The 26,451-nt window shown below is 50.9% G+C and carries 22 protein-coding genes; 6 read left to right on the plus strand and 16 right to left on the minus strand.

All coding sequences use genetic code 11. The annotated features are described in order from the left end of the window. Window positions 1-2: 2 nt before the first annotated feature. The 5 genes from malZ to phoB form a co-directional block, all read right to left on the minus strand. Window positions 3-1,820, minus strand: a complete 1,818-nt coding sequence (gene malZ, locus D9597_RS15445) for a maltodextrin glucosidase (protein WP_130223249.1) — start codon at window positions 1,818-1,820, stop codon at window positions 3-5. 154 nt (window positions 1,821-1,974) lie between these two features. Beyond that, window positions 1,975-3,348, minus strand: coding sequence for a proline-specific permease ProY (gene proY, locus D9597_RS15450; protein WP_130223251.1), 1,374 nt, complete (start codon window positions 3,346-3,348; stop codon window positions 1,975-1,977). 76 nt (window positions 3,349-3,424) lie between these two features. Continuing rightward, window positions 3,425-4,744: a branched-chain amino acid transporter carrier protein BrnQ gene (brnQ, locus tag D9597_RS15455; protein ID WP_130206217.1), complete on the minus strand. Its 1,320-nt coding sequence runs from the start codon at window positions 4,742-4,744 to the stop codon at window positions 3,425-3,427. Window positions 4,745-5,149: 405 nt separating this feature from the next. After that, complete coding sequence (gene phoR, locus D9597_RS15460) at window positions 5,150-6,445, minus strand: phosphate regulon sensor histidine kinase PhoR (RefSeq protein WP_130223253.1); 1,296 nt, start codon at window positions 6,443-6,445, stop codon at window positions 5,150-5,152. Between the two features lie 57 nt (window positions 6,446-6,502). Then, complete coding sequence (gene phoB / locus D9597_RS15465; protein WP_000113933.1) at window positions 6,503-7,192, minus strand: phosphate response regulator transcription factor PhoB; 690 nt, start codon at window positions 7,190-7,192, stop codon at window positions 6,503-6,505. 189 nt (window positions 7,193-7,381) lie between these two features. Between phoB and sbcD the strand changes: the two genes are divergently transcribed. From sbcD to araJ, 3 genes are all read left to right on the plus strand, one after another. Continuing rightward, the gene (sbcD, locus tag D9597_RS15470) at window positions 7,382-8,584 is read left to right on the plus strand and encodes an exonuclease subunit SbcD (RefSeq protein ID WP_130223255.1); all 1,203 of its coding nucleotides are present in this window, start codon (window positions 7,382-7,384) and stop codon (window positions 8,582-8,584) included. Further along, a complete protein-coding gene (gene sbcC / locus D9597_RS15475) occupies window positions 8,581-11,724 on the plus strand; it encodes an exonuclease subunit SbcC (protein WP_130223257.1) in 3,144 nt (1,047 codons plus the stop codon). The genes sbcD and sbcC overlap by 4 nt, the downstream gene beginning before the upstream one ends. Before the next feature lie 125 nt (window positions 11,725-11,849). Further along, complete coding sequence (gene araJ, locus D9597_RS15480; protein ID WP_130223325.1) at window positions 11,850-13,034, plus strand: MFS transporter AraJ; 1,185 nt, start codon at window positions 11,850-11,852, stop codon at window positions 13,032-13,034. A gap of 138 nt (window positions 13,035-13,172) precedes the next feature. Here araJ and mak read toward each other — a convergent pair whose 3' ends face one another. Next, on the minus strand, window positions 13,173-14,081 hold the full coding sequence (gene mak, locus D9597_RS15485) for a fructokinase (protein ID WP_130223259.1): 909 nt from the start codon (window positions 14,079-14,081) through the stop codon (window positions 13,173-13,175). A 124-nt stretch (window positions 14,082-14,205) separates the two neighbouring features. On the opposite strand from mak, the gene rdgC reads away from it, so the two are divergent. After that, window positions 14,206-15,117, plus strand: coding sequence for a recombination-associated protein RdgC (gene rdgC / locus D9597_RS15490; protein WP_130206205.1), 912 nt, complete (start codon window positions 14,206-14,208; stop codon window positions 15,115-15,117). A 144-nt stretch (window positions 15,118-15,261) separates the two neighbouring features. On the opposite strand, the gene D9597_RS15500 is transcribed toward rdgC, so the two are convergent. The 6 genes from D9597_RS15500 to D9597_RS15525 all read right to left on the minus strand — a co-directional run bounded on the left by D9597_RS15500 (window position 15,262) and on the right by D9597_RS15525 (window position 20,379). Further along, window positions 15,262-17,541, minus strand: coding sequence for a DUF2773 domain-containing protein (locus D9597_RS15500; protein ID WP_130223261.1), 2,280 nt, complete (start codon window positions 17,539-17,541; stop codon window positions 15,262-15,264). Between the two features lie 144 nt (window positions 17,542-17,685). After that, window positions 17,686-17,970: a pyrimidine/purine nucleoside phosphorylase gene (gene ppnP, locus D9597_RS15505; protein WP_064527100.1), complete on the minus strand. Its 285-nt coding sequence runs from the start codon at window positions 17,968-17,970 to the stop codon at window positions 17,686-17,688. A gap of 71 nt (window positions 17,971-18,041) precedes the next feature. Further along, window positions 18,042-18,719, minus strand: coding sequence for an AroM family protein (locus tag D9597_RS15510; protein WP_130206197.1), 678 nt, complete (start codon window positions 18,717-18,719; stop codon window positions 18,042-18,044). Between the two features lie 253 nt (window positions 18,720-18,972). Then, window positions 18,973-19,164 carry a protein YaiA gene (gene yaiA / locus D9597_RS15515; RefSeq protein ID WP_130206195.1) on the minus strand — a complete coding sequence of 64 codons (192 nt, stop codon included), beginning with the start codon at window positions 19,162-19,164 and terminating at the stop codon, window positions 18,973-18,975. 28 nt (window positions 19,165-19,192) lie between these two features. Next, a complete protein-coding gene (gene aroL, locus D9597_RS15520) occupies window positions 19,193-19,738 on the minus strand; it encodes a shikimate kinase AroL (protein WP_130223263.1) in 546 nt (181 codons plus the stop codon). 182 nt (window positions 19,739-19,920) lie between these two features. Continuing rightward, on the minus strand, window positions 19,921-20,379 hold the full coding sequence (locus D9597_RS15525; protein ID WP_130223265.1) for a YaiI/YqxD family protein: 459 nt from the start codon (window positions 20,377-20,379) through the stop codon (window positions 19,921-19,923). A gap of 119 nt (window positions 20,380-20,498) precedes the next feature. Here D9597_RS15525 and proC point away from each other — a divergent pair, with 119 nt between their 5' ends. Next, a complete protein-coding gene (gene proC / locus D9597_RS15530) occupies window positions 20,499-21,308 on the plus strand; it encodes a pyrroline-5-carboxylate reductase (protein ID WP_130215404.1) in 810 nt (269 codons plus the stop codon). A 16-nt stretch (window positions 21,309-21,324) separates the two neighbouring features. Here proC and adrA read toward each other — a convergent pair whose 3' ends face one another. The 4 genes from adrA to iraP all read right to left on the minus strand — a co-directional run bounded on the left by adrA (window position 21,325) and on the right by iraP (window position 24,756). Next, the gene (gene adrA / locus D9597_RS15535; RefSeq protein ID WP_130223267.1) at window positions 21,325-22,440 is read right to left on the minus strand and encodes a diguanylate cyclase AdrA; all 1,116 of its coding nucleotides are present in this window, start codon (window positions 22,438-22,440) and stop codon (window positions 21,325-21,327) included. A gap of 100 nt (window positions 22,441-22,540) precedes the next feature. Further along, a complete protein-coding gene (gene psiF / locus D9597_RS15540; RefSeq protein ID WP_064527085.1) occupies window positions 22,541-22,861 on the minus strand; it encodes a phosphate starvation-inducible protein PsiF in 321 nt (106 codons plus the stop codon). Between the two features lie 118 nt (window positions 22,862-22,979). Next, window positions 22,980-24,395, minus strand: a complete 1,416-nt coding sequence (gene phoA, locus D9597_RS15545) for an alkaline phosphatase (RefSeq protein ID WP_130223269.1) — start codon at window positions 24,393-24,395, stop codon at window positions 22,980-22,982. Window positions 24,396-24,495: 100 nt separating this feature from the next. After that, window positions 24,496-24,756 carry an anti-adapter protein IraP gene (gene iraP, locus D9597_RS15550; protein WP_064527081.1) on the minus strand — a complete coding sequence of 87 codons (261 nt, stop codon included), beginning with the start codon at window positions 24,754-24,756 and terminating at the stop codon, window positions 24,496-24,498. Window positions 24,757-25,218: 462 nt separating this feature from the next. Between iraP and ddlA the strand changes: the two genes are divergently transcribed. Continuing rightward, complete coding sequence (gene ddlA / locus D9597_RS15555) at window positions 25,219-26,313, plus strand: D-alanine--D-alanine ligase (protein ID WP_130215396.1); 1,095 nt, start codon at window positions 25,219-25,221, stop codon at window positions 26,311-26,313. Window positions 26,314-26,451: the final 138 nt, after the last annotated feature.

Below are 26,451 nucleotides of genomic sequence, written 5' to 3' on the forward strand. Positions count from 1 at the left end.
TATTAATTCATCCACACCGTGACTGATATCGCGGGCAACGCCAGGATCCCATCTACCCGTTGTCCGTTCCCTTCTTTGCATTGCCATTGCGCGACATTAAGCAACGGCGATGCGGGTAGCACCACTTCACACGCTTCACCACGGTTGATTGCCACTAGCACACGCTGCTGATTGAGCACACGCACAAACACCACCACGTTATCTTCCGCATACAACACCTGACAGCCGCCACGACGCAATGCCAGGCTCTTCTTACGCAGCGCAATCATTCGCTGGTACAGCGCGAATAGCTCCGTATCTTGTTTTTCCGGGTCCCAGGGAAACGGTTTACGACAAAATGGATCGTTATTGCCGTCCAACCCCACTTCATCGCCGTAATAAATACACGGCACACCAGGCCAGGTGAACAGCCAGACGACCGCCAGTGGCAGACGCGCAACATCCCGTCCGAGTAACGTTTTAAATCGCGCGGTATCGTGACTATCGAGCTGGTTAAACATACGCAGTTGCTGTTGATGAGAAAGCCCGGCACGGTAATTGTCCATCCAGGTCATACAGATTTGAGCGTTAATCTGCTGCGGATCGTAAGAGACATCGGTATTAGCGAGAAAGCCCCACAGCGGAAAAGTAAAGCCGCGATAGTTCATCGATGCATCTTCCACATCGGCCTGTAACCATTGCCGCGCATCGCCAAAATATTCACCGACAATGTACGCTTCTGGCTGGGTTTCTTTCGCCGCCTCAGTGATGCCGGCGACATGCTGCAAATTATTGCACGCCCCGCCCGCTTCCCCCAGCATATGCACCACATCCAGCCGCCAGCCGTCCATATTCCACGGCGCTTTCAGCCAGTGACGGACAATGCTGTCTTCACCGCGATAAATTTCATTCACCAGACTTTCCGACTGATAATCCAGTTTTGGCAGGCTGGCATAGCCCAGCCAATCGAGCGCCGTGCCGTCATCGCGAAACGAGTACCAGTCGCGCCAGGGCGATTCGGGGTTATGGCAAGCGCCGCCCGTCCCGCGATTGTGCCTGTCAAACCAGGCATGAGAATCGCCACTGTGGTTAAACACGCCGTCCAGCATCAGGCGCATTCCTTGCTGCTGCGTGTTGTGTCTCAAACGCAGCAACGCCCCGTCGCCGCCAAACTGCGGATCGACGTGGCGATAATCTTCGGTATCGTATTTATGCACGCTGGGTGCTTTAAACACCGGATTAAGATACAGCGCCGTCACGCCGAGCTTTTTCAGGTACGGCAGTTTTTCGCTTATCCCGTCCAGATCGCCGCCATAGAACGTTGATCCGCCCGCCTGTGCCGTGACCGGTTCATCCCAGTCACGCAATATGATTTCCCGCCCGGCGGCGTGATGATAATAGACATGATCCTGATCGGCATTACGAGGCAGACTCCGGGCAAAACGATCCGGGAAGATCTGATAAAAAATCTGATCCGCCGCCCATTGTGGTCCGATATCCGGCACATCGACGGCAAACTGTTCCAGCCGTGCTGGTGGTATTGGGCTGAAACCTTGCGGCGTAAACCAACGCTGGCGATCGTGCCACAGCAATTTGAAACTGTAGCGCCGCCGTGGTTGCCCGGTGACGAGAGAGAGCGCTCCCCGCCACGCCGTCACACCAGGCTGCGGCTGGCTGCGCTGTTTATGCATCGGTATTGATGTTTCTTCGTTATCGTTTTCCATGCGCAACATAATGCGCTGTGGCGGCTCTTCGCCCGTCAGCCACAGTGTAATGAGCAGTTGATCTTTGCTTTGTTTAACAAATGGGGGCACCGGCAGGTGCCATGCATTTAACATCATAATTCCCCTGTGATGAAAATGTGTTCACCTTGCCATAGCCTAATGCAGGATCACTCATCATCTGAAGGATATTTGGGGGAGGAGGACGGGGGCGGATAATTTTCGGAATAGCCGGATCAGGTTTTGCTCCTGATCCGGCGACAAAAGGCAGGAATTAGTGGTTTTCTGCCAACTGACGATCGTGGCGGCGTTTAAACATCCAGCCAATCAACAGCACCACAATCCACGCAAAACCAACGTACAGAGAGATACGCGTTTCAGGGTGATAACCAATCAGTCCGATGATAAAGACCAGGAAAACCAGCCCCGTGATGGTCGTTGCCACCCCGCCAGGAACTTTAAATTTCAACGCTTTAACTTCTTCTGGCGGCAGGCGGCGACGGAAGGCAATCTGCGACAGCAGGATCATAATCCACACCCACACGGTAGCGAAGGTCGCCAGCGAGGCAATCACCAGGAAGACGTTTTCCGGCATGATGTAGTTCAGATACACAGCAAACAGCAGCGCGGTAGTCATGACCAGCACCGTGACCCACGGAATACCGCGACGCGACGTTTTGCTGAAAATTTTCGGCGCACTGCCCTGCTCTGCCATGCCGTGCAACATACGGCCTACACCAAACACGTCGCTGTTAATTGCCGACAAAGAGGCTGTCAGCACAACGAAGTTAAGAATGCTGGCGGCAAAGGTAATCCCCAAATGCTGGAACGTCAGCACGAACGGGCTACCAGCAGTACCTACCTGATTCCACGGATAGATAGACATAATGACGAACAGCGTACCAACATAGAACACCAGAATACGCATCGGCACTGAATTAATCGCGCGCGGAATAGACTTCTCCGGCTCTTTAGCTTCACCAGCGGTAATACCAATAATTTCAATACCACCGTAGGCAAACATCACCATTTGCAACGACATCACCATGCCAAGCCAGCCGTTACTGAAGAAGCCGCCGTTGCTCCACAGGTTATGGATACCGGTCGGTTGCCCGCCGTTGCCAATCCCCCAAATGATGATACCGAAACCAGCAACGATCATGATGATAATAGTGGCGACTTTAAAGAACGAGAACCAGAATTCCAGCTCACCAAAGACTTTCACGCTCATCAGGTTAATGGCGCAGATAATCAGCACCACGCTCAACACCCATATCCAGTGCGGCACCGTCGGGAACCAGACGCCCATATAGATACCGAAAGCAGTTACATCGGCGATGGCGACAATAAGGATTTCAAAGCAGTAGGTCCAGCCGGTGATATAACCTGCCAGCGGGCCAAGGTTTTCCTGCGCATAACGCGAGAAAGAGCTGGCGGCCGGGTTATGTACCGACATTTCTCCCAGCGCACGCATAATGATATACGCCGCGACACCACCGATAATATAGGCCAACAACACGCTCGGCCCGGCCATTTTGATGGCGTCCGCCGAACCGTAAAACAACCCGGTGCCAATTGCTGAACCCAGTGCCATAAAGCGTATGTGTCGGGTACTTAGCCCACGCTTTAGCTTGTTCTTACTTTCCATCAATTCCTAACCCATCAACACAATAAAAAAACCACGGGGCATCGCAGCCCCGTGGTTAAAACAAATTTACAGTGATTTAGTGGGCGCTGGAGGTCACCTGACGACCTGCTGCGCGATCCCAGATAATGGCCAGAACCACCATCACCACCGTTGGCATTAACCACGCCAGACCTTGTTCGGCCAGCGGTAAACGCTGCGCCCAGGACGGTAAAATATCGCTGAATGCAGATGCTTTGATCCCGTCGAGAATACCAAAAAGCAGGCTGATAAACATCGGCGGAGCAATCACGCGGGACGAATTATGCCACCATGAGCGTGTAAAACTTAATACAACCAGTGCGATACACGGCGGATAAATGGCAGTCAGCACCGGTACAGAGATCTGAATCAGCTGGCTCAAGCCCAGATTAGACACCACCATCGAGAAGCCGCCGAGGATAAACACCAGCGTACGGTATGAGAGCGGGATGTATTGGGCGAAGAATTCCGCACAAGCGCAGGTCAGACCAACCGCCGTGACCAGACAAGCGATGAAGATTAACGCCGCCAGCAGGAAGCTACCGCCGCCGCCAAAGGTGTGCTGAACGTAAGCATGCAGAATAGCGGCACCGTTCGCGGATTGATCAACCAGCGACGCGCTGTCTGAACCCAGACGGAACAGCGCCAGGTACAGCAGAGTCAAACCAACGCCTGCCATCAGGCCAGCCCAGACGGTATAACGGGTCAGCAGACGCGCTTCGGTAACGCCGCGAGAACGCGCCGCATTGACAATAACGATACCAAACACCATCGCGCCCAGCGTATCCATAGTCAGATAGCCGTTAACGAAGCCGTTAGAAAACGCAGCGTTTTGATAAGCCTCAGTCGCCGTGCTGATAGAACCCGCAGGCCAGACAATCGCGGCAACAGACAGGATGACCAGCGCGATAATTTTCAGCGGCGCAAGGAAGTTGCCCACGGTATCCAGCAGCTTGCCCGGATAGAGCGAAACCAGAATAACGATAGCGAAATAGACCAGGCTGTAGATAAACAGCGGCAGTGCGGAGTCACCCGTCAGCGGCGCAATGCCCACTTCAAAGGAGACAGTTGCCGTACGCGGTGTTGCAAACAGCGGCCCTACCGCCAGGTAGCAAACCGTTGCCAGCAGCACGCCTGCAACTTTACCGATTGGTGTACTCAGACTATCGACGCCGCCGCCAACTTTCGCCAGCGCCACTACCGTTAATACCGGCAGACCAACGGCAGTAATAAGGAAGCCGAATGCCGCAGTCCAGACGTGTTCGCCTGCCTGCAAGCCGACCATAGGAGGGAAAATAATGTTACCTGCGCCAACGAACAACGCAAATGTCATAAAGCCCAGAGCGATGATATCGCGCGATCTTAACTGATGGGTCATAAATCATACTGCCTGTGGATGTGGTGTTGTAACGTTAAATTTTGTGCCAATCCCTGGGGATGATACAGCGGTATATTTAAACAATTTTAGCGGGAAATACTCCCAACCAGGCGCGGCGAAGAATAGTTTTTCGATTTACCGCGTGAATGCAGTCAGTATGACAGCACCTGAAGCGCAATTTAAACGCTTATAACGTTTTAAAGCAAGGAGGGATCTAAAAACCAGAGGTATATAGCGATAAGAAATCACCAGCCAGTATAAAACACTATTTCCGTGAAAAAGATATGGCTTATCATGCGAACAAAAAATCACCAGACATTGTAAAATTCAGCGCCCATTTTTTGACTGCAAAGAAAAAAAGCCAGCATCGGCTGGCTTATGGCAACAAAAAATGACAAAGGCGGATTAATCGCTATTTTTGGCAATTAAACGTTCCGGCAGAACAAAACTGAAACGCGTACCTTTGCCCACCGTACTTTCAATATTGAGCCGGCTTTCATGATGATTTACCGCATGCTTCACGATCGCTAACCCCAACCCGCTACCGCCAGTTTGTCGGGAACGCGCTTTATCAACGCGATAAAAACGCTCGGTCAGGCGCGGAATATGCTCCGGTGCGATGCCCGGCCCATTGTCTTCAACACTAAATTCGGCACCGTGCGGCACTCGCTGCCAGCGTACGGTGATATGCGTACCTTCCGGCGTATGATTCACGGCGTTATAGACCAGATTCGAAATCGCACTGCGTAACTGGTCTTCGCTGCCAGACACTTTGAGGCCGTTATCAATCTCAAAGGTAAGTGTCTGTTTTTGCTGGCTCAGCGTCTGAGCTTCACGCTCAACGACGCGCAGCATCATCGGCACATCAACCTTCTCATTCAGCAACTGCGTCGGCGCGGCTTCAATTTTCGACAAGGTCAGCAACTGCTTCACCAGCCCTTCCATCCGCTGAGTCTGCTCACGCATGGTGTGCAAGGCTTTTTCGCGTACCGCGCCTTCCAGCGGCTGCTCATCCATCATCTCCAGGTAACCCTGTAACACGGTCAATGGCGTGCGTAACTCATGACTTACGTTGGCGAAAAAGTTGCGCCGCGCCCCTTCCAGTTGATGCATTTGCGTGACATCTCGCGCCACCATCAGCAGCTGTTTATGGGTATAAGGCATGACGCGAATTTCCAGATGCCGCCCGGTGTTGAGCACCAGATTGAGCGGGCGAGAAAAATCACGCGTTTTCAGATATTGCGTAAACTCCGGGTAACGCAGCAGGTTAAGGATGTTCTGCCCGTTATCTTCCGGCCAGCGCAGACCTAGAATTTGTTGCGCCAGACCGTTACACCAGAAAATACCGCCCTCTTCCGTGGTCAGCACCACCGCGTCAGGCAGCGACTCCGCGCCGCTACGAAAGCGTTTGATAAGATTACCCAGCTCGCGGCGGCGTTTTTTATTACGCAGTTGCATCTGGTGTAAACCGTACAGCAGCGGTTCCCAGCTACCACGCCCCGGTGGCGGGGTCATACTGCGATCCACCCACAGCCACCATGAAAGGCGCAATAAATTCCAGAAATGCCAGATAAGCAGTCCTGTCACCGATGCCAGCAAAAACCAGGGCAGGTAACCAAAAAATGCACCCAGGATGAAAGCCGGGAGGCAGCAAAGTAGCAGCTCCAGCACCAGCCTTTTCCACGACAGCCGTTCCAGCACGTAAGATACTCCAGTTAAGAAATCATAAGCCCTGCTCTGCGTCCGATGAGCAAGGCGTTAAAAGCGGGTTGAAAAACGATATCCTGTACCGCGCACGGTCTGCACCATGCGGTCATGCCCGCCGGGCTCCAGTGCTTTACGCAGGCGGCGAATGTGGACATCGACCGTGCGGTCTTCCACATATACGTTGGTTCCCCAGACGTGATTTAACAGTTGCTCGCGACTGTACACGCGCTCGGGATGCGTCATAAAAAAGTGCAGCAGTTTAAATTCAGTTGGCCCCATCTCCAGCGGTTCTTCGCCCGCCATCACCCGGTGAGATGTCGGGTCGAGACTTAGCCCCTGCATCTCAATCACCTCTTCCACCGCCATCGGCGATATACGGCGCATTACCGCTTTGATTCGCGCCACCAGCTCCTTCGGCGAAAACGGCTTGGTGATATAGTCATCCGCACCGGTTTCAAGGCCGCGCACGCGATCTTCTTCTTCCCCTCTGGCGGTCAGCATCACTACCGGAATATCACGGGTCATCGACTCACGCTTGAGATGTTTGATGAACTGGATACCGGAGCCGCCGGGTAACATCCAGTCGAGGAGAATTAAATCCGGCCAGGGTTCATTCAGTTGGTTCACAGCACTGTCATAATCTTCCGCTTCGACCGGCTGGAAGCCATTTTGCTCGAGCACGAAGCAGACCATTTCGCGAATTGGAGCTTCATCTTCTACGACCAGAATACGTCTCGCCATGATTTGCCCTGTTGTAATAAATAGATTGCGATCATTAATGCGACGTCATTATGCGTCAGATTTATGACAGATTTATGAAAAGCTCGTCGCACATATCTTCAGGTTATTGATTTCTGTGGTGCAGAAAAAAGCAAATAGCGCACCTGTTTGGGTATAATCGCGCCCATGCTTTTTCGCCAGAGAATCGTTATGCGCATCCTTCACACTTCAGACTGGCATCTCGGCCAGAACTTCTACAGTAAAAGCCGCGAAGCTGAGCATCAGGCTTTTCTTGACTGGCTGCTGGAGACAGCACAAACCCATCAGGTGGATGCGATTATTGTTGCCGGTGATGTTTTCGATACCGGTTCGCCGCCCAGTTACGCCCGTACTTTATACAACCGTTTTGTTGTCAATTTACAACAAACGGGCTGTCATCTGGTGGTACTGGCAGGAAACCATGATTCGGTCGCCACGCTGAATGAATCGCGCGATATCATGGCGTTCCTCAATACTACCGTGGTCGCCAGCGCCGGACATGCGCCGCAAATCTTGCCTCATCGCGACGGGACGCCAGGCGCAGTGCTGTGCCCCATTCCTTTTTTACGCCCGCGTGACATTATTACCAGCCAGGCGGGGCTAAACGGTATTGAAAAACAGCAGCATTTGCTGGCGGCTATTACTGATTATTATCAACAACACTATGCCGATGCCTGCAAACTGCGCGGCGATCAGCCTCTGCCCATCATCGCCACGGGACATTTAACGACCGTGGGCGCCAGTAAAAGTGACGCCGTGCGTGACATCTATATTGGCACGCTGGACGCGTTTCCGGCACAAAACTTTCCGCCAGCCGACTACATCGCGCTCGGGCATATTCACCGCGCGCAGATTATTGGCGGCATGGAACATGTTCGCTATTGCGGCTCCCCCATTCCACTGAGTTTTGATGAATGCGGTAAGAGTAAATATGTCCATCTGGTGACATTTTCAAACGGCAAATTAGAGAGCGTGGAAAATCTGAACGTACCGGTAACGCAACCCATGGCGGTGCTGAAAGGCGATCTGGCGTCGATTACCGAACAGCTGGAACAGTGGCGCGATGTATCACAAGAGCCACCTGTCTGGCTGGATATCGAAATCACTACCGATGAGTATCTGCATGATATTCAGCGCAAAATCCAGGCATTAACCGAATCATTACCTGTCGAAGTATTGCTGGTACGCCGGAGTCGTGAACAGCGCGAGCGTGTGTTAGCCAGCCAACAGCGTGAAACCCTCAGCGAACTCAGCGTCGAAGAGGTGTTCAATCGCCGTCTGGCACTGGAAGAACTGGATGAATCGCAGCAGCAACGTCTACAGAATCTTTTCGCCACGACGTTGCAGACCCTCGCCGGAGAACACGAAGCATGAAAATTCTCAGCCTGCGCCTGAAAAACCTGAACTCATTAAAAGGCGAATGGAAGATTGATTTCACCCGCGAGCCGTTCGCCAGCAACGGGCTGTTTGCCATTACCGGCCCAACCGGTGCGGGGAAAACCACCCTGCTGGACGCCATTTGTCTGGCGCTGTATCACGAAACCCCGCGCCTCTCTAACGTTTCGCAATCACAAAATGATCTCATGACCCGCGATACCGCCGAATGTCTGGCGGAAGTGGAATTTGAAGTGAAAGGTGAAGCGTATCGCGCGTTCTGGAGCCAGAATCGGGCGCGTAACCAGCCGGACGGTAATTTGCAGGTGCCACGCGTAGAGCTGGCGCGCTGCGCAGACGGCAAAATTCTCGCCGACAAAGTGAAAGATAAGCTGGAACTGACGGCGACGTTAACCGGACTGGATTACGGGCGCTTCACCCGTTCGATGCTGCTTTCGCAGGGGCAATTTGCTGCCTTCCTCAATGCGAAACCGAAAGAACGCGCGGAATTGCTCGAGGAGTTAACCGGCACCGAAATCTACGGGCAAATCTCCGCGATGGTTTTTGAACAGCATAAATCGGCCCGTACTGAGCTGGAGAAACTGCAAGCGCAGGCCAGCGGCGTCGCGTTATTAGCGCCAGAACAGCTGAAATCGCTGACAGAAAGTTTGCAGGTACTCACTGACGAAGAGAAACGGTTACTCACTACGCAGCAGCAAGAACAACAATCACTTAACTGGTTAACGCGTAAGGACGAGTTGCAGCAGGAAGCCAGTCGCCGTCAGCAGGCACTGCAACAGGCGTTAGCCGAGGAAGAAAAAGCACAACCGCAACTGGCGGCCCTCAGCCTGGCGCAACCGGCACGAAATCTTCGTCCGCACTGGGAACGCATCGCAGAACACAGCGCGGCGCTAACGCATACTCGTCAGCAGATTGAAGAAGTAAATACTCGCTTACAGAGCACAATGGCGCTTCGCGCGAGCATTCGCCACCACGCGGCGAAACAGTCAGCAGAATTACAGCAGCAGCAACAAAGCCTGAATGCCTGGTTACAGGAACACGACCGCTTCCGTCAGTGGAACAACGAACTGGCGGGTTGGCGTGCGCAGTTCTCCCAACAAACCAGCGATCGCGAGCATCTGCGGCAATGGCAGCAACAGTTAACCCATGCTGAGCAAAAACTTAATGCGCTTGCGGCGATCACGTTGACGTTAACCGCCGATGAAGTTGCTAGCGCCCAGGCGCAACATGCTGAGCAACGCCCACTGCGTCAACGCCTGGTTGCGCTGCATGGGCAGATTGTTCCCCAACAAAAACGTCTGGCGCAGTTACAGGTCGCTATCCAGAATGTCACTCTGGAACAGACGCAACGTAATGCCGCACTTAACGAAATGCGCCAGCGTTATAAAGAAAAGACGCAGCAACTTGCCGATGTCAAAACAATTTGCGAGCAGGAAGCGCGCATTAAAACGCTGGAAGCCCAGCGCGCGCAGTTACAGGCAGGTCAGCCTTGCCCACTTTGTGGTTCCACCAGCCACCCGGCGGTCGAGGCGTATCAGGCGCTGGAGCCTGGCGTTAATCAGTCTCGATTACTGGCGCTGGAAAACGAAGTGAAAAAGCTCGGTGAAGAAGGTGCGGCGCTACGTGGGCAACTGGATGCATTAACGAAGCAGCTTCAGCGCGATGAAAACGAAGCGCAAAGCCTCCGACAAGATGAGCAAGCACTTACTCAACAATGGCAAGCCGTCACGGCCAGCCTCAATATCACCTTGCAGCCGCAGGACGATATTCAACCGTGGCTGGATGCACAAGATGAGCACGAACGCCAGCTGCGGTTACTCAGCCAACGGCATGAATTACAAGGGCAGATAGCCGCGCATAATCAGCAAATTATCCAGTATCAACAGCAACTTGAACAACGCCAGCAGCAACTCTTAACGGCATTGGCGGGTTACGCACTGACATTGCCACAGGAAGAGGAAGAAGAGAGCTGGTTGGCGACACGTCAGCAAGAAGCGCAGAGCTGGCAGCAACGCCAGAATGAATTAACCGCGCTGCAAACCCGTATTCAGCAGCTTACGCCGATTCTGGAAACGTTGCCGCAAAGTGATGAGCTCCCGCACAGCGAAGAAACTGTGGCGCTGGAAAACTGGCGGCAAGTTCACGAACAATGCCTCGCGTTGAAAAGCCAGCAGCAAACGTTGCAGCAACAGGAGGTTCTGGCAGCGCAAAGTCTGCAAAAAGTTCAGGCGCAGTTTGACACCGCGCTACAGGACAGCATTTTTGACGATCAGCAGGCATTTCTTGCGGCGTTAATGGATGAACAATCACTAACGCAGCTGGAACAGCTGAAACAGAATCTGGAAAACCATCGTCGTCAGGCGCAAGCGCTGGCCACTCAGACAGCTGAAACGCTGGCACAGCATCAGCAACACCGACCTGGCGGGCTGGATCTCACGGTGACGGTGGAACAGATTCAGCAAGAGTTAGCGCAAACTCACCAAAAGTTGCGTGAAAACACCACTCGCCAGGGGGAAATTCGCCAGCAGCTGAAGCAGGATGCAGACAACCGTCAGCAACAACAAACCTTAATGCAGCAAATTGCACAGACGACGCAGCAGGTTGAGGACTGGGGATATCTTAATTCGCTGATTGGCTCCAAAGAGGGCGATAAATTCCGTAAATTCGCTCAGGGGCTGACGCTGGACAATCTGGTCCATCTGGCTAACCAGCAACTTACCCGGCTGCACGGTCGCTACCTGTTACAGCGTAAAGCCAGCGAGGCGCTGGAGGTCGAGGTTGTTGATACCTGGCAGGCAGATGCGGTACGCGATACCCGTACGCTTTCCGGCGGCGAAAGTTTCCTCGTGAGCCTGGCACTGGCGCTGGCGCTTTCGGATCTGGTCAGCCATAAAACGCGTATTGACTCGCTGTTCCTCGATGAAGGTTTCGGCACGCTGGATAGCGAAACGCTGGATACCGCCCTTGACGCACTGGATGCCCTGAACGCCAGTGGTAAAACCATCGGGGTGATTAGCCACGTTGAAGCGATGAAAGAGCGTATTCCGGTGCAGATTAAAGTGAAGAAGATCAACGGACTGGGCTACAGTAAACTGGAAAGCGCGTTTGCGGTGAAATAACTATTCAGCAGGATAATGAATACAGAGGGGCGAATTATCTCTTGGCCCGACTGGTCGTTATCCTGCAAGCTATCACTTTATTGGCTACGGTGATTCGTAGCTGCTCTGTTGGTTGTGATGGTGGTATGAAAAAAGTTATTTTATCTTTGGCACTCGGCACATTTGGCCTGGGGATGTCTGAATTTGGCATTATGGGGGTGCTCACGGAGCTGGCGCATAATGTGGGGATTTCGATTCCTGCCGCCGGGCATATGATTTCGTATTATGCGCTGGGGGTGGTAGTCGGTGCGCCGATAATCGCGCTTTTTTCCAGTCGCTACTCACTCAAACATATCTTGTTGTTTCTGGTGGCGTTGTGCGTCATTGGCAACGCCATGTTCACGCTCTCTTCGTCTTACCTGATGCTCGCCATTGGTCGGCTGGTATCCGGCTTTCCGCATGGCGCATTTTTTGGCGTCGGCGCGATCGTGTTATCGAAAATTATCCAACCCGGCAAAGTCACCGCCGCCGTGGCGGGGATGGTTTCCGGGATGACAGTCGCCAATTTGCTGGGCATTCCGCTGGGGACGTATTTAAGTCAGGAATTTAGCTGGCGCTACACCTTTTTGTTGATCGCTGTTTTTAATATTGCGGTGATGGCATCGGTCTATTTTTGGGTGCCGGATATTCGCGACGAGGCGAAAGGAAAGCTGCGCGAACAATTTCACTTTTTGCGCAGCCCGGCCCCGTGGTTAATTTTCGCCGCCACGATGTTTGGCAACGCAGGCGTGTTTGCCTGGTTTAGTTACGTTAAACCTTACATGATGTTTATTTCCGGTTTTTCGGAAACGGCGATGACCTTCATTATGATGCTGGTCGGACTGGGGATGGTGCTGGGGAATATGCTAAGTGGCCGGATTTCCGGACGTTACTCGCCGCTACGCATTGCGGCAGTGACTGACTTTATTATTGTGCTGGCACTGTTGATGCTCTTTTTCTGCGGCGGCATGAAAACAACGTCGCTTATTTTTGCTTTTATTTGTTGCGCGGGATTATTTGCCCTTTCAGCACCGCTGCAAATATTGTTACTGCAAAATGCCAAAGGTGGGGAGTTATTAGGTGCCGCAGGTGGGCAAATAGCGTTTAACCTCGGTAGCGCCGTCGGCGCATATTGCGGTGGTATGATGCTGACGCTGGGGCTGGCATATAATTACGTGGCGCTGCCCGCCGCCCTGCTTTCGTTTGCTGCGATGTCCTCATTGCTGCTGTATGGTCGCTATAAGCGCCAGCAAGTAGCGGAGAGTCCGGTGCTGGCGAAACCACTGGGATAGGTTGCAGTCACGGTGCACGTTACTTGTTGCCGGATGCGGCGTGAACGCCTTATCCGGCCTACGGGCTGCTTATTTTGTAGGCCTGATAAGACGCGGCAAGCGTCGCATCAGGCATGATGCACCAGTTGCCTGGTTTTTTTACTCTTGTGGCCATAACCATGCGGCGCCGCGTACGCCGCTGGAATCACCATGCTTCGCCTTACGCACGGGCGTTTCACATTCGCCACCGAAGACAAATTGTTTAATCAGCGGTGGAACTGTTTGATATAAACGGTCAACATTGCTCATCCCTCCGCCCAGGACAATCACATCCGGGTCGAGAATATTCACCACATGCGCCAGCGACTTCGCCAGTCGTAGCTCATAACGACGTAATGCCAACTCAGCAACCGGATCGTTTTCTTCAACCAGGCGGATAATTTCACTGCCTTTCAGCGCATGTCCGCTCAAATGACGATAATCCGTCGCGAATCCCGTGCCCGAAATAAAGGTTTCAATACAGCCTTGTTTACCGCAATAACAAGGGACTTCCTCGCGATAACGCAGTTCGTCTTCGTCCATCCACGGTAGCGGATTGTGTCCCCACTCGCCTGCCGTGCCATTGCCGCCAATATGCGCCCGCCCATTGAATGCCACGCCCGCGCCGCATCCCGTGCCGATAATCACAGCAAATACCGTCTGCGCTCCCGCTGCTGCGCCATCTACCGCTTCCGAAACCGCCAGACAGTTGGCGTCATTTGCCAGCCGCACTTCCCGCTGCAACCGCGCGCTTAAGTCTTTATCGAATGGCTGACCGTTAAGCCAGGTTGAATTGGCATTTTTCACCACGCCGGTGTAAGGCGAAATCGAGCCTGGGATCCCCATCCCCACTGTTCCACGCTGTCCTGTCGCCTGCTCCGCCATCTCTACCAACGTGGCGATCGTTTCTATGGTCTGCCGGTAATCATCACGCGGCGTAGGCAGACGATGACGGTACAACTGCTCCCCTGCATCGCCCAGTGCAATCACTTCAGTTTTGGTGCCGCCTAAATCGATACCTATACGCACGGTACTCTCCTTATTTTTTTCAATATCAATAGCGTAGAGACGGACAACCGGATTGGCAATGCAAGGCCGCCGACAATTCGTTATCATGCCCGCTAAATTTAACGACAAGGCCGTGGAAATTATTATGCTGTGGTTCAAAAATTTAATGGTTTACCGTCTTAGCCGCGAGATTTCGCTGCGTGCAGAAGAGATGGAAAAACAGCTAGCCTCGATGGCATTTACCCCATGCGGCAGCCAGGATATGGCGAAGATGGGCTGGGTTCCTCCGATGGGATCGCACAGCGATGCGTTAACGCACGTTGCCAATGGTCAAATTGTTATCTGCGCGCGCAAAGAAGAAAAAATTCTCCCATCTCCGGTCATTAAACAGGCGCTGGAAGCGAAAATCGCCAAACTGGAAGCTGAACAAGCGCGTAAGCTGAAGAAAACCGAAAAAGATTCGCTGAAAGACGAAGTGCTGCACTCTCTGCTGCCGCGTGCTTTCAGCCGTTTTAGCCAAACCATGATGTGGATCGACACGGTGAACGGTTTGATTATGGTGGACTGCGCCAGCGCCAAAAAAGCGGAAGATACGCTGGCACTGCTGCGTAAAAGCCTGGGGTCGTTACCGGTTGTACCATTGAGCATGGAAAACCCGATTGAACTGACGCTTACCGAATGGGTACGCTCCGGTAGCGCGGCACAGGGCTTCCAGCTGCTTGATGAAGCCGAGCTGAAATCGCTGCTGGAAGATGGCGGTGTGATCCGCGCGAAGAAACAAGATCTGACCAGCGAAGAGATCACCAATCACATTGAAGCCGGAAAAGTGGTGACTAAACTGGCGCTCGACTGGCAGCAGCGCGTTCAGTTTGTGATGTGCGACGATGGTTCGCTCAAGCGCCTGAAGTTCTGCGACGAACTGCGCGATCAAAACGAAGACATCGACCGCGAAGATTTTGCCCAGCGCTTTGACGCCGATTTCATCCTGATGACCGGCGAACTGGCAGCGTTAATTCAAAACCTGATCGAAGGATTGGGTGGCGAAGCGCAACGTTAATAGCTGGTTTGCCTTCAATGCCGGATGCGACGCCTGGGTGCGTCTTATCCGGCGTACGAAGCCATGCCAGGCATTAATCTAATCATTCGCTACGTCGGGTAATGATTTTTAACGCTGCAATATTGTGTGTTTTACGCCGTAACCTCATTTTAATTCCTCAAGCTTATTGCGCGCTTCACTACGAATTTGCCGTGTCGATCCGGTTTTAACTAATTCACGTAATTGTTGTGGATCCGGATGATCGGCAAATAACAGTAATGACGGATCCTCTTTTAACCACGCCGTTTTCACCTCAGCAGGCAGTTGCGGATTGGCAATCGCTCCCTGACGATCCTGCGGTGTAACCAATGCTGTGAATGCGGAAGTCGGCGTATGCGCATTAATCAACGCCGTTTTACGTAATTGTTCATGCCGACTTTGCAGTAATGCCAGCCAAAACTCATCATCAGGCTTATCTGTCAGCTTATCCAGCTCGATTAAAATAACGCTATCATCATCATTCCAGCGACGTAATCCTCTATCACACTGCCTACGATTACTATTTGTCATGTCTGTAACAGACAGCGCCCAGTCAGCATTAAAGCGATATTGCTTATCAAGACGGGCAATAATCTCTGAGGGTAAATCATTTTTATCAAATAACTGATTGCGCATCCGGTAACGATATTCAGCTGGTAAATCAGGCAGCAAATCGATGGCGTCATTGAGCATTGCTTCATCTACTATGCCATTATCAATCAGTTCCAATTGTATATCATACGCCTGCTCCTGATCTTCTTGCCGTTTGCTCATCATTAATTGCAATGTGCGCTGCCACAATTTTTTCTTGTATTCCAACGGCAGCAGTTTATCGTGTGCTAATTCATTCCAGACAGCGGGGTTATCATGATGTGTCAGGAGATAGTTAATCACTTCAGTTGACGTCAGATAACGCGCACCTTCACGTAAATATTGTATATCTTCTTTTGCCAGCGACAGTTGGCGCGCTTCAGGTAAAGCAATAAATAATGCCATAACGATATTTTTATGGTCTTTATTATCGAGATACATTTGATCTGCAATACGTTCAATATCGGGAATACTCATGTTTGCAGAAAGCCGCGTAACTTTGAGTTCCGCAAGGGCATGAGCTACGGCTTCACGGACCTTAAGTGATTGATCGTTACTCAGCACCACGGCTTGTCGTGTAGTCAAATCGGCACCAGCAATTCGTTCGCGTAGTTCATCATCATCGCTATTTATCAGCTCATCCACTACGGATGCTGGCGCCAGCCACGCGTAATCGTACTGGCTGACTAACGTCTTACGCACAATCGGAAACGGACTCTGACTTAATAGGGCAATGATTTCCGGAGAAAGATTATCCTGTCTGGCCTGCTCGAGTTGGACGCTCTCGACAGGAGTCGACATTAATTTTTCATTCACTTCTGGTGAAATATCGCTGTTTTTAATCAGTCCTTTCGCCACTGCCTGGTCTTTAATAAAAGGTGCGGTGAGTAAATGCATTTGCCTGGCGGGCCAACGCTGCGCCATATATTCTCGTGTCTGGTCATCAGGATGCTGTAGCAATTGCAGCATAACATCGGTTGGCAGACTCTCCATGCGAGTCAGAAAACGCGCCACCAGCGGATCTTCATGCTTAACGTTGCCTGCCGCAAATTTTTCGACCTTGCCCTGTTCAATCCACTGCAATTTTTCACTTAACCCCGATACAGGTTTATCGCGAAACAACGGCAATCCCTGGACAATACTGGCCGCTACGCTGTCATAATCAGGATAGGCATTTAAAACATTGTCGGTTTCAATTTCAGTAATCTCATAGAGATCGGGCTCAAACAGCGAATACGCTTTTCGAATATTCGCATCCCAGTCATAATTTTCATTGCTGGTATCTTCGTTGATATAAAACTCAGCGTTATTAACCTCAAATTGCGTCGCCTTGTCTGAAACAATAATTCCGCGAGCTGTAATACCTTTCATTACTTCAAAGTTATGATCATTATAATCAGCATAGACTAAACCTTTCGCTTGCATCTCACCTTTGACGTATGCGAAATCATGATTAATAAAGTTGTCGACAATTACATTGCCTAACACAATGAGTTGACCATCACCTGCCGAATAATCATCATAATCACCATTAATGGTTAAATTCCCCTTGACCACCAGGGTATGCTTATTACTAAAATTGCTGGGTATTGATAAATCTCCATTATGATAATACCAACGAATGTTATTTTTAAGCATATAAGAGGCTTCCATACTATCATCGGTTTCCTCTTTCACTCCATTACGTTCTTCTGCGGTCATGATATGGAAATCTGACTTAATAAGATCATCGCTAGTGATCCACTCAGCAGCGTAAACATTTTCGGTGGCAATAAATACAACCATACAGATGATCAATATTTTTATTTTATTCATAATCTTCACTGATATTAATATCAACCTTGATAGATTATGAATATATCGAAAATAGAAAAATTAGTAGCAACGGAGATTTTATTATTCGTGAAATAAGGAATATTTCAGAAAAATGCCCTCCCATTCAGACGGGAAGGCGCGATATTACAGATAGCGGCACAGATAGGAGGTCGGTTCGGCAACTTGCAGATGGAACTCGCTGTGGCCGGGAACATTAAATACTTCACCAGCTTCATACACGCGCCAGTCGGTAGCGCCAGGCAGTAAAACATTCAGCGCCCCGCTGACCACCGTCATCTCTTCGGGTTCCGCAGTACTGAACGTGTATTCACCTTCAACCATCACACCGACGCTGGCGCGGCCAGTATCGCTGCTGGTAAAGCCGATCGATTTCACTTTTCCGGAAAAGTATTCGTTACTTTGAAGCATAAACTGGCCCTGTCAGGTGGTTTAACATCTTCTTCACTATAGGGGCCAAAGGTGCTAACTGTCACGTAAAATTACACCAGCAATTCCGCCGCCAGCCTTGCAATCAATACGTTAGAGAGCAAAACAGGTACATCGAGCTTTTTTTGCAGTAAATCGCGATGACGCTGATTAAATCCTAAACAATCCAGCATGATGACATCCGCCCCATTCGCCAGCAATTCTTTCCCGGCATCAACGATTTTCTGCTCAGAATCGTGAATGGGATTTCCCAGCGAAAATAGTGGTGTTCTCTGCAAAATTTGCCATTTTTGCGCCTGAACGGCCAAAAGCTCTTCTACTGGAACAATAACACCGACCTGGTGACCTTCAACAATGGAGGAAACCAGCGGTGGGAGAATGCGCAAAGGTTCGAGGAAGATCGTATTTCGCGCTGTCATATTGCTAATGTTGGCCGTACTCATTAGCAAAATAACGTCATAATCCTGATTATCGAGTACCTCAATCACGCTTTGTAGATCACGCTCCACTTTACGGCGTGAAACGTGGGCCAGCTGGTTGTCATTTAATAATGTAAGAATAGTTTCTTCGCCTGCTTCTGGCGCATACTCCGCCATCACCTCTTCGCGGCTTAACTTCCCCAGCAGGCTATGATGGGAAATATTATTTTCGTCAATGTACTCCGTCAGAAGCGGCAAAACTTCATGCATTGGTACAATGCCGATGGTCAGAATCGCCAACGACGCGCTCATTGTCTTCCACCTTTCTTTTTCGTCGTTAATTACCGGGCAAATACTAAGCACCACAGCGGGCGCTTGCCGATGCTACAAATGCAAAAAAGCGTAGCAGCAGACGCGCACGGCATAATGTAAAGATTCCCAATAGTTCCAGTAATGGATTGTTATTGTTTAATATTCTAATTATTTGAAAAACATGAATTGTGAAAAGTGTGATGCAGGTCCGTTGTAATAGCACTCAGAGTCCCTTCCGAGCAGTCTGATGCGGTCACTCTTTATCAGGATCCTCATAGCGTTTTTTAGCATCCATCGCCTCCTGGGCCGTAGGATGTTCGCTGATCAAAGAGTCTGGTTTGGGATGATCGGCTCGCAGCTGATACCAGGTCACAGTCTGTCCTTGCTGGCCTTTTTCTACCGTAACAATTCTGGCTTCTCGGGGATAAGGCGGTTTCGTTGGCATTGTTCTTCCTTATTTCACGGGATGAACATTAAGTATAGGTGCCAGGACAATGACAGTTTGCCGTTTGTGCCAAAGCGGTTCGAATTTCAGAGATCACCTGACTGGGTTCGTTGTTAGCATCGACGATAATATGCGCAACTTCACGATATAATGCATCGCGTTCTTCCAGTACTTCCTGAACTTCTTCACTTAACGGTTTTCCTGTGAGTGTTGGCCGTAAATCCTCTTCTGGCGCTGCTTGCAGACGATTTACCAGCACTGACACCGGCGCGCACAAGTAAACCACAATCCCGTTATTACGCATGTAGTGGCGATTAAATTCCGTCAGAATAATACCGCCACCCGTCGCGATAACGGTGGATGGTGCAGTTACTGCTTCCAGAGCTGCGCTCTCCCTGGCGCGAAATCCTGCCCACTCTTCCCTTTCGACGATCTCTGCTACCGTCATATTGAGTTGTGATTGCAACCATTGGTCGGTATCAACAAACCGACAGTTGAGCGAATCGGCAAGGGCCATTCCGACCGTTGTTTTACCACAGCCCCGAGGCCCGATCAGAAAAAGAGGTTGTGTCATCGTGGGTTTTCCCCAAAAGGTCGCAATGCGGCGAAAGCCGGTTTCGTAAGAATAACGATCATACCATCAAACTAGTACAATTTCGATTGTAAAGAAATAATTCCACTTAAGGAGTGAACTTCAATACATTCCTTACTATAACAAGAAATGAGTGATAAAGAAGTGTAAATAATAAATTACATTTACGAACGGTTACGCTGAACTTCCAGCCACCATTTTTCAAGTTCAGCCGCAAATGCCTGGCGGTCACGTTGCGAAAGACTATCTGGCCCTCCGGTCTGGATCCCGCTGGCTCTAAGGGTATCCATAAAATCGCGCATCGTCAGACGTTCACGAATAGTCGCAGGTGTGTACCGTTCGCCACGCGGATTAAGTGCTGCTGCACCTTTCTCGATGGCTTCAGCTGCCAAAGGAATATCTGCGGTTATCACCAAATCGCCCGCCTCACACTGACGTACAATTTCATTATCGGCCACGTCAAAACCTGCCGCGACGCGCAGCGTGCGAATAAACCGCGATGGCGGCACGCGTAAACTCTGATTTGCCACCAACACCAGCGGCATCTGCATACGTTCTGCCGCGCGATACAGAATCTCTTTAATTACATTGGGACACGCATCGGCGTCCACCCATATTGTCATAAGGCTATCCTCTGTTGGGTAATCTTCTATTGTGTCGCGCTTTTGCCTTCCGGCATAGTTCTGTTTATGCTTCTGACCAGGCGCTTTTCAAAATAATGAATTCACGGCAGGAGTGTGCAATGGAAAAGAAAATCGGTTTTATTGGCTGCGGCAATATGGGAAAAGCCATTCTCGGCGGTCTGATTGCCAGCGGTCAGGTCCTTCCAGGGCAAATCTGGGTGTATACCCCCTCCCCGGATAAAGTTGCCGCCTTACATGAACAGTTTGGTATCAACGCTGCAGAATCGGCACAGGAAGTGGCGCAAATCACCGATATCGTCTTTGCTGCCGTCAAACCGGGCATCATGATTAAAGTCCTTAGCGAAATCACTTCCAGCCTGAATAAAGACTCTCTGGTGGTTTCTATCGCCGCAGGCGTTACGCTCGACCAACTTGCCCGGGCGCTGGGTCACGACCGGAAAATTATTCGCGCCATGCCGAATACCCCCGCGTTGGTCAATGCCGGGATGACATCCGTAACGCCAAACGCGTTGGTCACTCCCGAAGATACTGCCGATGTGCTGAATATTTTCCGCTGCTTTGGCGAGGCGGAAGTCATTGCTGAGCCGATGATCCACCCAGTGGTTGGCGTGAGCGGTTCTTCGCCAGCCTATGTCTTTATGTTTATCGAAGCGATGGCCGACGCCGCCGTGCTGGGCGGGATGCCACGCGCGCAAGCATACAAGTTTGCCGCCCAGGCGGTAATGGGTTCCGCGAAAATGGTGCTGGAAACCGGCGAACATCCGGGCGCCTTGAAAGATATGGTCTGCTCACCAGGAGGCACAACCATTGAAGCGGTACGCGTTCTGGAAGAGAAAGGATTCCGTGCCGCGGTGATCGAAGCGATGACGAAGTGTATGGAAAAATCAGAAAAACTCAGCAAGTCCTGATGACTCTCGCCGGACGTCAGGCCGCCACTTCGGTGCGGTTACGTCCGGCTTTCTTTGCTTTGTAGAGCGCCATATCGGCCGATTTCAGCCACTCACGGTAGTGACTCATTTGCGGATTCAGCGGCGCGATACCGACACTTATCCGTAATATCACCTGCGGCGTATTTGGCAGGCGTAATGCATTTAATCCTTCATGCACACGTAACATGGCGGTAATGGCGTTTTCGGCTGGCGTACCTGACATAATTACCGCAAATTCATCACCACCAAAACGACCAATCACATCGCTGCCACGCAGGGTAATTTGTAACTGTCGGGTAAGGGCAACGATGGCTTCATCACCCACATCGTGACCCCATGTATCGTTGATGCTCTTAAAATGGTCGATATCAATAATCAATAGCGTCGCATCGCGATTGTGTCGGCGACAGTTATCAAACTCATTACGTAGCATGATTTCCCAGTGACGTCGGTTGTAAACGCCCGTCATGCCGTCGCGGGTACTCATGACCTGCAATCGTCGTTTATGTTCAGCCAATTTGGTCGCTGTCTGGTAGCTGACCCAGCCAAACAGCAGAGGATAAATGACGATAATGGGAAGGGAGAGCCACCATTCCAGCGGCGCACTCTTGAGCGACACCGTGATCCCCGTGAGTTCGAGTGTGACAAGGCAGGAAACTACCATCAACACCAAACCGGCGACAAACAGACGGGGGCCGCCTGCCCCCATCAAATTCAGGCACATAATCATCAGCATTGCGATCGAAGGCAGCACGTTTACGCCCATCACGCCTACCCACATACCGGCTAACACTGCATCAGTTTTTAAGTTGTATATTTCCCGGCCAAGCGGATCAACGGCCCTGCTAGCCAACTGCCAGGCTAAATGCGGCCAGACAAATGCCCAGCCAACCAACACCAGCCACCACCAGCCTGACAGCGGGTGCGAAACCAACGTCGAGGCGATTGGTAAGAACATCCCAGCCAGTCCTACCGCCCGCGGTAGTCTGACGCGACGGGCGAAGCGCAGCCCGGATCGCTGATGTTCGTTTTGAGGAGTTATTGGTGGTATCTCCCCGTGTGTCGCCGCTTTTTTGTAAAAATTTTCATCATTCATTATTTTTGGGAACATTCAGAAACAATTTTCCCAAATTATAGAGATGGGGCGAAAGGCGGGAGTATGATATTTCGGGTGAGCCATTTTCTTAACTCACCCGTTAGCACTATAGGTATTACGCGGCTTTCTTGAGGCAGGCACTCATAAACTTATTACGATCATCACCTTTCAGAGATTGCTGCGTCGCCTGACTATTACATTCGCGCATCTTCTGCTGCTGCGGTGTCAAACTCTTTTCACCGGGCGCAGATTTGCTGTTCTTCAGGCAATCACTCATGTATGTCTTACGGGCATCCCCTTTCAACGCCTGCGCTGTCGCCTGTTGATTACAGGAGGTCATACGCTGTTGTTGTGGGGTTAACGTTCTCTCGGCAGCGCCGACAGTGGTTAAAAAAACCAGGCCGAATAGCAGGGTAACCAGTAATGTTATTTTCATAGCACCATCCCTCTTCACATTTTAACCAGGAGCGTTTGCGCCCTTGATCTGCTTTTAAGTCTGGTTGCTAACAGCAAAAAAACCACCCGACAGCCAAAATTAGCCGCCGGGTTCGGTGTTATTTCAGCCCCAGTGCAGCTTTCATGGTGTAGAAGAGATCGGTCTGATCGGTCAAACCAACCACATTCGCAGCCTGCGGACCATATGCAGCAATACGCAACTGGCTACCGGTATGCTCTTGTGAATCCTCTTCGGAGTTCCCGTAACTCATCACCATCACTGCGCCATCTTTGGTGTTTAACGCCTGAGTCAGACCCGGCGCTTTGGTATCTGGCGCGACAATCTGGCTGGCGTGGGCGTGGTCAGCGGTGACCACCACCAGTGTGTTGCCATCCTTTTTGGCAAATTCCAGCGCCCGCTGTACGGCTTCATCGAGATCGACCGTCTCGCCAATTTGGCCACAAGGATTCGCGGCGTGATCCTGTTTATCGATCGACGCACCTTCAACTTGCAGGAAGAATCCTTTCTCATTTTTGCTCAGTAGTTCAATGGCTTTATCGGTCATCTGCGCCAGCGTAGGCACACTGTCATTGCGTTGCGGATTCGGGGTACAGGTGACTGCGGGCTTATCGATATTACCGTGGTACGTTGCTTTCGGTCCTTGCCAGCGCACTGGCATATTGCCGTCAGCAAACAGTCCAAGCAGGGGTTTTTGCTGGTTCGCTTCCGTCACCGCATTCAGCGATGCGGTATCGCTGACTAACTGATAACCACGCGCCTGTGCCTGTTCACGCAGCGTTTTTCCCTGCCATTCACCGGCGGTTGCCGTTTCAGCAAAGGTTTTTGCGCCGCCGCCAAGCGTAACATCGGCACGGGCGTTAAGCAGTTGTTCAGTAATCGATCCTTTTCCACCTTTTTCCAGCGCGTTGCTCGGGCATTTTTCGCTGGTAACGCTCGGGCCATAGCATTTGCGCGAGGTCACATGCGCCACTAGCGCGGCGGGAGTGGCATCCTGTATTTCAGCCGTTGAAACGTTGCCGGTCGCCAGCCCTGCGGCTTTTGCCAATTCCAGAATCGTTGGATGATCTTTTTCATGAATATCGACACCCAGCGCGCCGTTATACGTTTTGACGCCAGTTGACCAGGCCGTTGCTGACGCTGCGGAGTCGGTCACGTAGTCTGGTTTTCCGGTATTTTTATCCAGCGCATAATGGGTGTATTGTCCGGTAAGCGGCAAGGCATCGATCCCTTTAAAAAAACCGCCCGCGCCTTCAGCATAATTGCGTGCGGCAGTGATTTCCGAATCCCCCATCCCATCACCAATCAATAAAATAATATTTTTCGCGGGTTTATCGCTAAGAGAATCGCGTAAGGCAGCGGTCTGATCGCTCGTTAATCGGCGAGCGCCGCCAGGCGCGGTAATATCCCCCTGTGCCGCCCGGTTTTCCAGAATTGGCATCTCTGGGGTCCGGGCTTTAGTAACAGGGGTAAACAGTAACGGCAAGAGAGCCAGTGCAATAGTGCTTTGTTTCACTTTATTTTCTCCATGTACAAATACATTAAAAAATAAAAACAAAGCGACTATAAGTCTCTGGCATGACAGCATTATGACAACGGTTGGAGGGCTTAACTTTTTACTGACGAGGATGCCTCAATAACTTCTTTACGTAATCGCGCAGCAGCTCCGTATCGTCATCAGGAATGCTGGCATCGGGCTTTACCGAGTATAGCGCCCCTTCAACCTGATCAATCAACCGCTGTTGGTCATTTTGCGCCATATTGCGAAGCATCGCAGTAACGATAATCTCTAGTGCTTCGACCTGCGCGCACAATTCTTTCGACTCCTCTTCCTTTTGGGCAAGCTTAAATAACAACTCAGCAATGAGATTTTTCATATCTGTATTTCCTTATCCAAAGTATGGAGAAGTTAACATTATGTTTCACAACTGCATAGAGTCTTGATGTAGTATTTTTATGACAGAGGAAATAATTTTAGCAAATATTTTTTTCACATTTATCAGCGAAACGTTTCTCTATTTTTAAATAATTCCACACATAAAATATAGGTATACAATTATTAATGTTTTTTATAATAAAAAGTTATGGAATATATCCTCTTGGTTAACTTATTATTACGTATAATAACCATCCGGGCAGCAATTCACACCAGGAATAAATTAGTTTCCCGTTCATCATTTTTGTGATCTTACGCACATAATTTAGTCAGCGATGAATCTTACCCCGCAAGCTGCACGGTTTATCAGCAGAAGATTGCAACAAACTGTCAGAAGGCCGCGAATCCCCCGTTTTGTCGTGGTAATGTATGCTCTTTGTGTTCTACGGGATAGGTTTTTAAGATGGAAAAACTGCGGGTAGGAATCGTTTTTGGTGGAAAGTCAGCAGAACATGAAGTGTCTCTGCAATCGGCAAAAAACATTGTCGATGCCATTGATAAAAGTCGCTTTGACGTTGTGCTGCTGGGCATTGATAAACAAGGGCAATGGCACGTCAGCGATGCCAGCAATTATTTGCTGAACGCAGACGATCCTGCCCATATTGCGCTGCGCCCTTCGGCCACCAGTCTCGCGCAGGTGCCGGGTAAACATGAACAGCAACTTATTGATGCGCAGAACGGCCAGCCGTTGCCGACGGTGGATGTCATTTTCCCAATTGTCCACGGTACGTTGGGTGAAGATGGTTCCTTGCAGGGAATGCTGCGGGTCGCCAATCTACCGTTTGTCGGTTCCGATGTTCTGGCTTCTGCTGCATGCATGGATAAAGACGTCACCAAACGTCTGCTGCGTGACGCTGGATTGAACATCGCGCCATTTATTACCCTGACGCGCGCCAATCGCCACAAAATCAGCTTCGCCGAAGTGAAGTCTAAACTTGGGTTGCCGCTGTTTGTAAAACCAGCTAATCAGGGTTCCTCTGTTGGCGTCAGCAAAGTGACCAGCGAAGAGCAGTATGCCCTTGCTGTCGATCTAGCGTTCGAATTCGATCACAAAGTGATCGTTGAGCAAGGGATCAAAGGTCGTGAGATCGAATGCGCGGTATTGGGTAATGACAATCCGCAAGCCAGTACCTGTGGCGAGATCGTACTGACCAGCGATTTCTACGCCTACGACACCAAGTACATTGACGAAGATGGCGCGAAAGTGGTGGTTCCGGCGGACATCGCGCCGGAAATCAACGATAAGATTCGGGCGATTGCCGTTCAGGCTTACCAGGCGTTGGGATGTGCTGGCATGGCGCGTGTAGACGTCTTTTTAACGCCGGAAAACGAGGTGGTGATCAACGAGATCAACACGCTGCCAGGCTTTACCAACATCAGTATGTATCCGAAGCTGTGGCAAGCCAGTGGCCTGGGCTACACCGACCTGATCACGCGTTTGATTGAGCTGGCGCTGGAGCGTCACGCAGCGGATAACGCATTGAAAACCACCATGTGATTTTTGGATGCCCAATAACTTTTTTGTTGGGCATTTCAGGCTGATGGCAAACGTAAGATTGCCTGATGCGCTTCGCTTATCAGGCCTACCAGATAATTGCAATATACTGATTTTGCACGATTTTGTAGACAGGACAAG

It is taken from the genome of Escherichia sp. E13S3 (genome assembly GCF_004212325.1).
GTDB lineage: Bacteria > Pseudomonadota > Gammaproteobacteria > Enterobacterales > Enterobacteriaceae > Escherichia.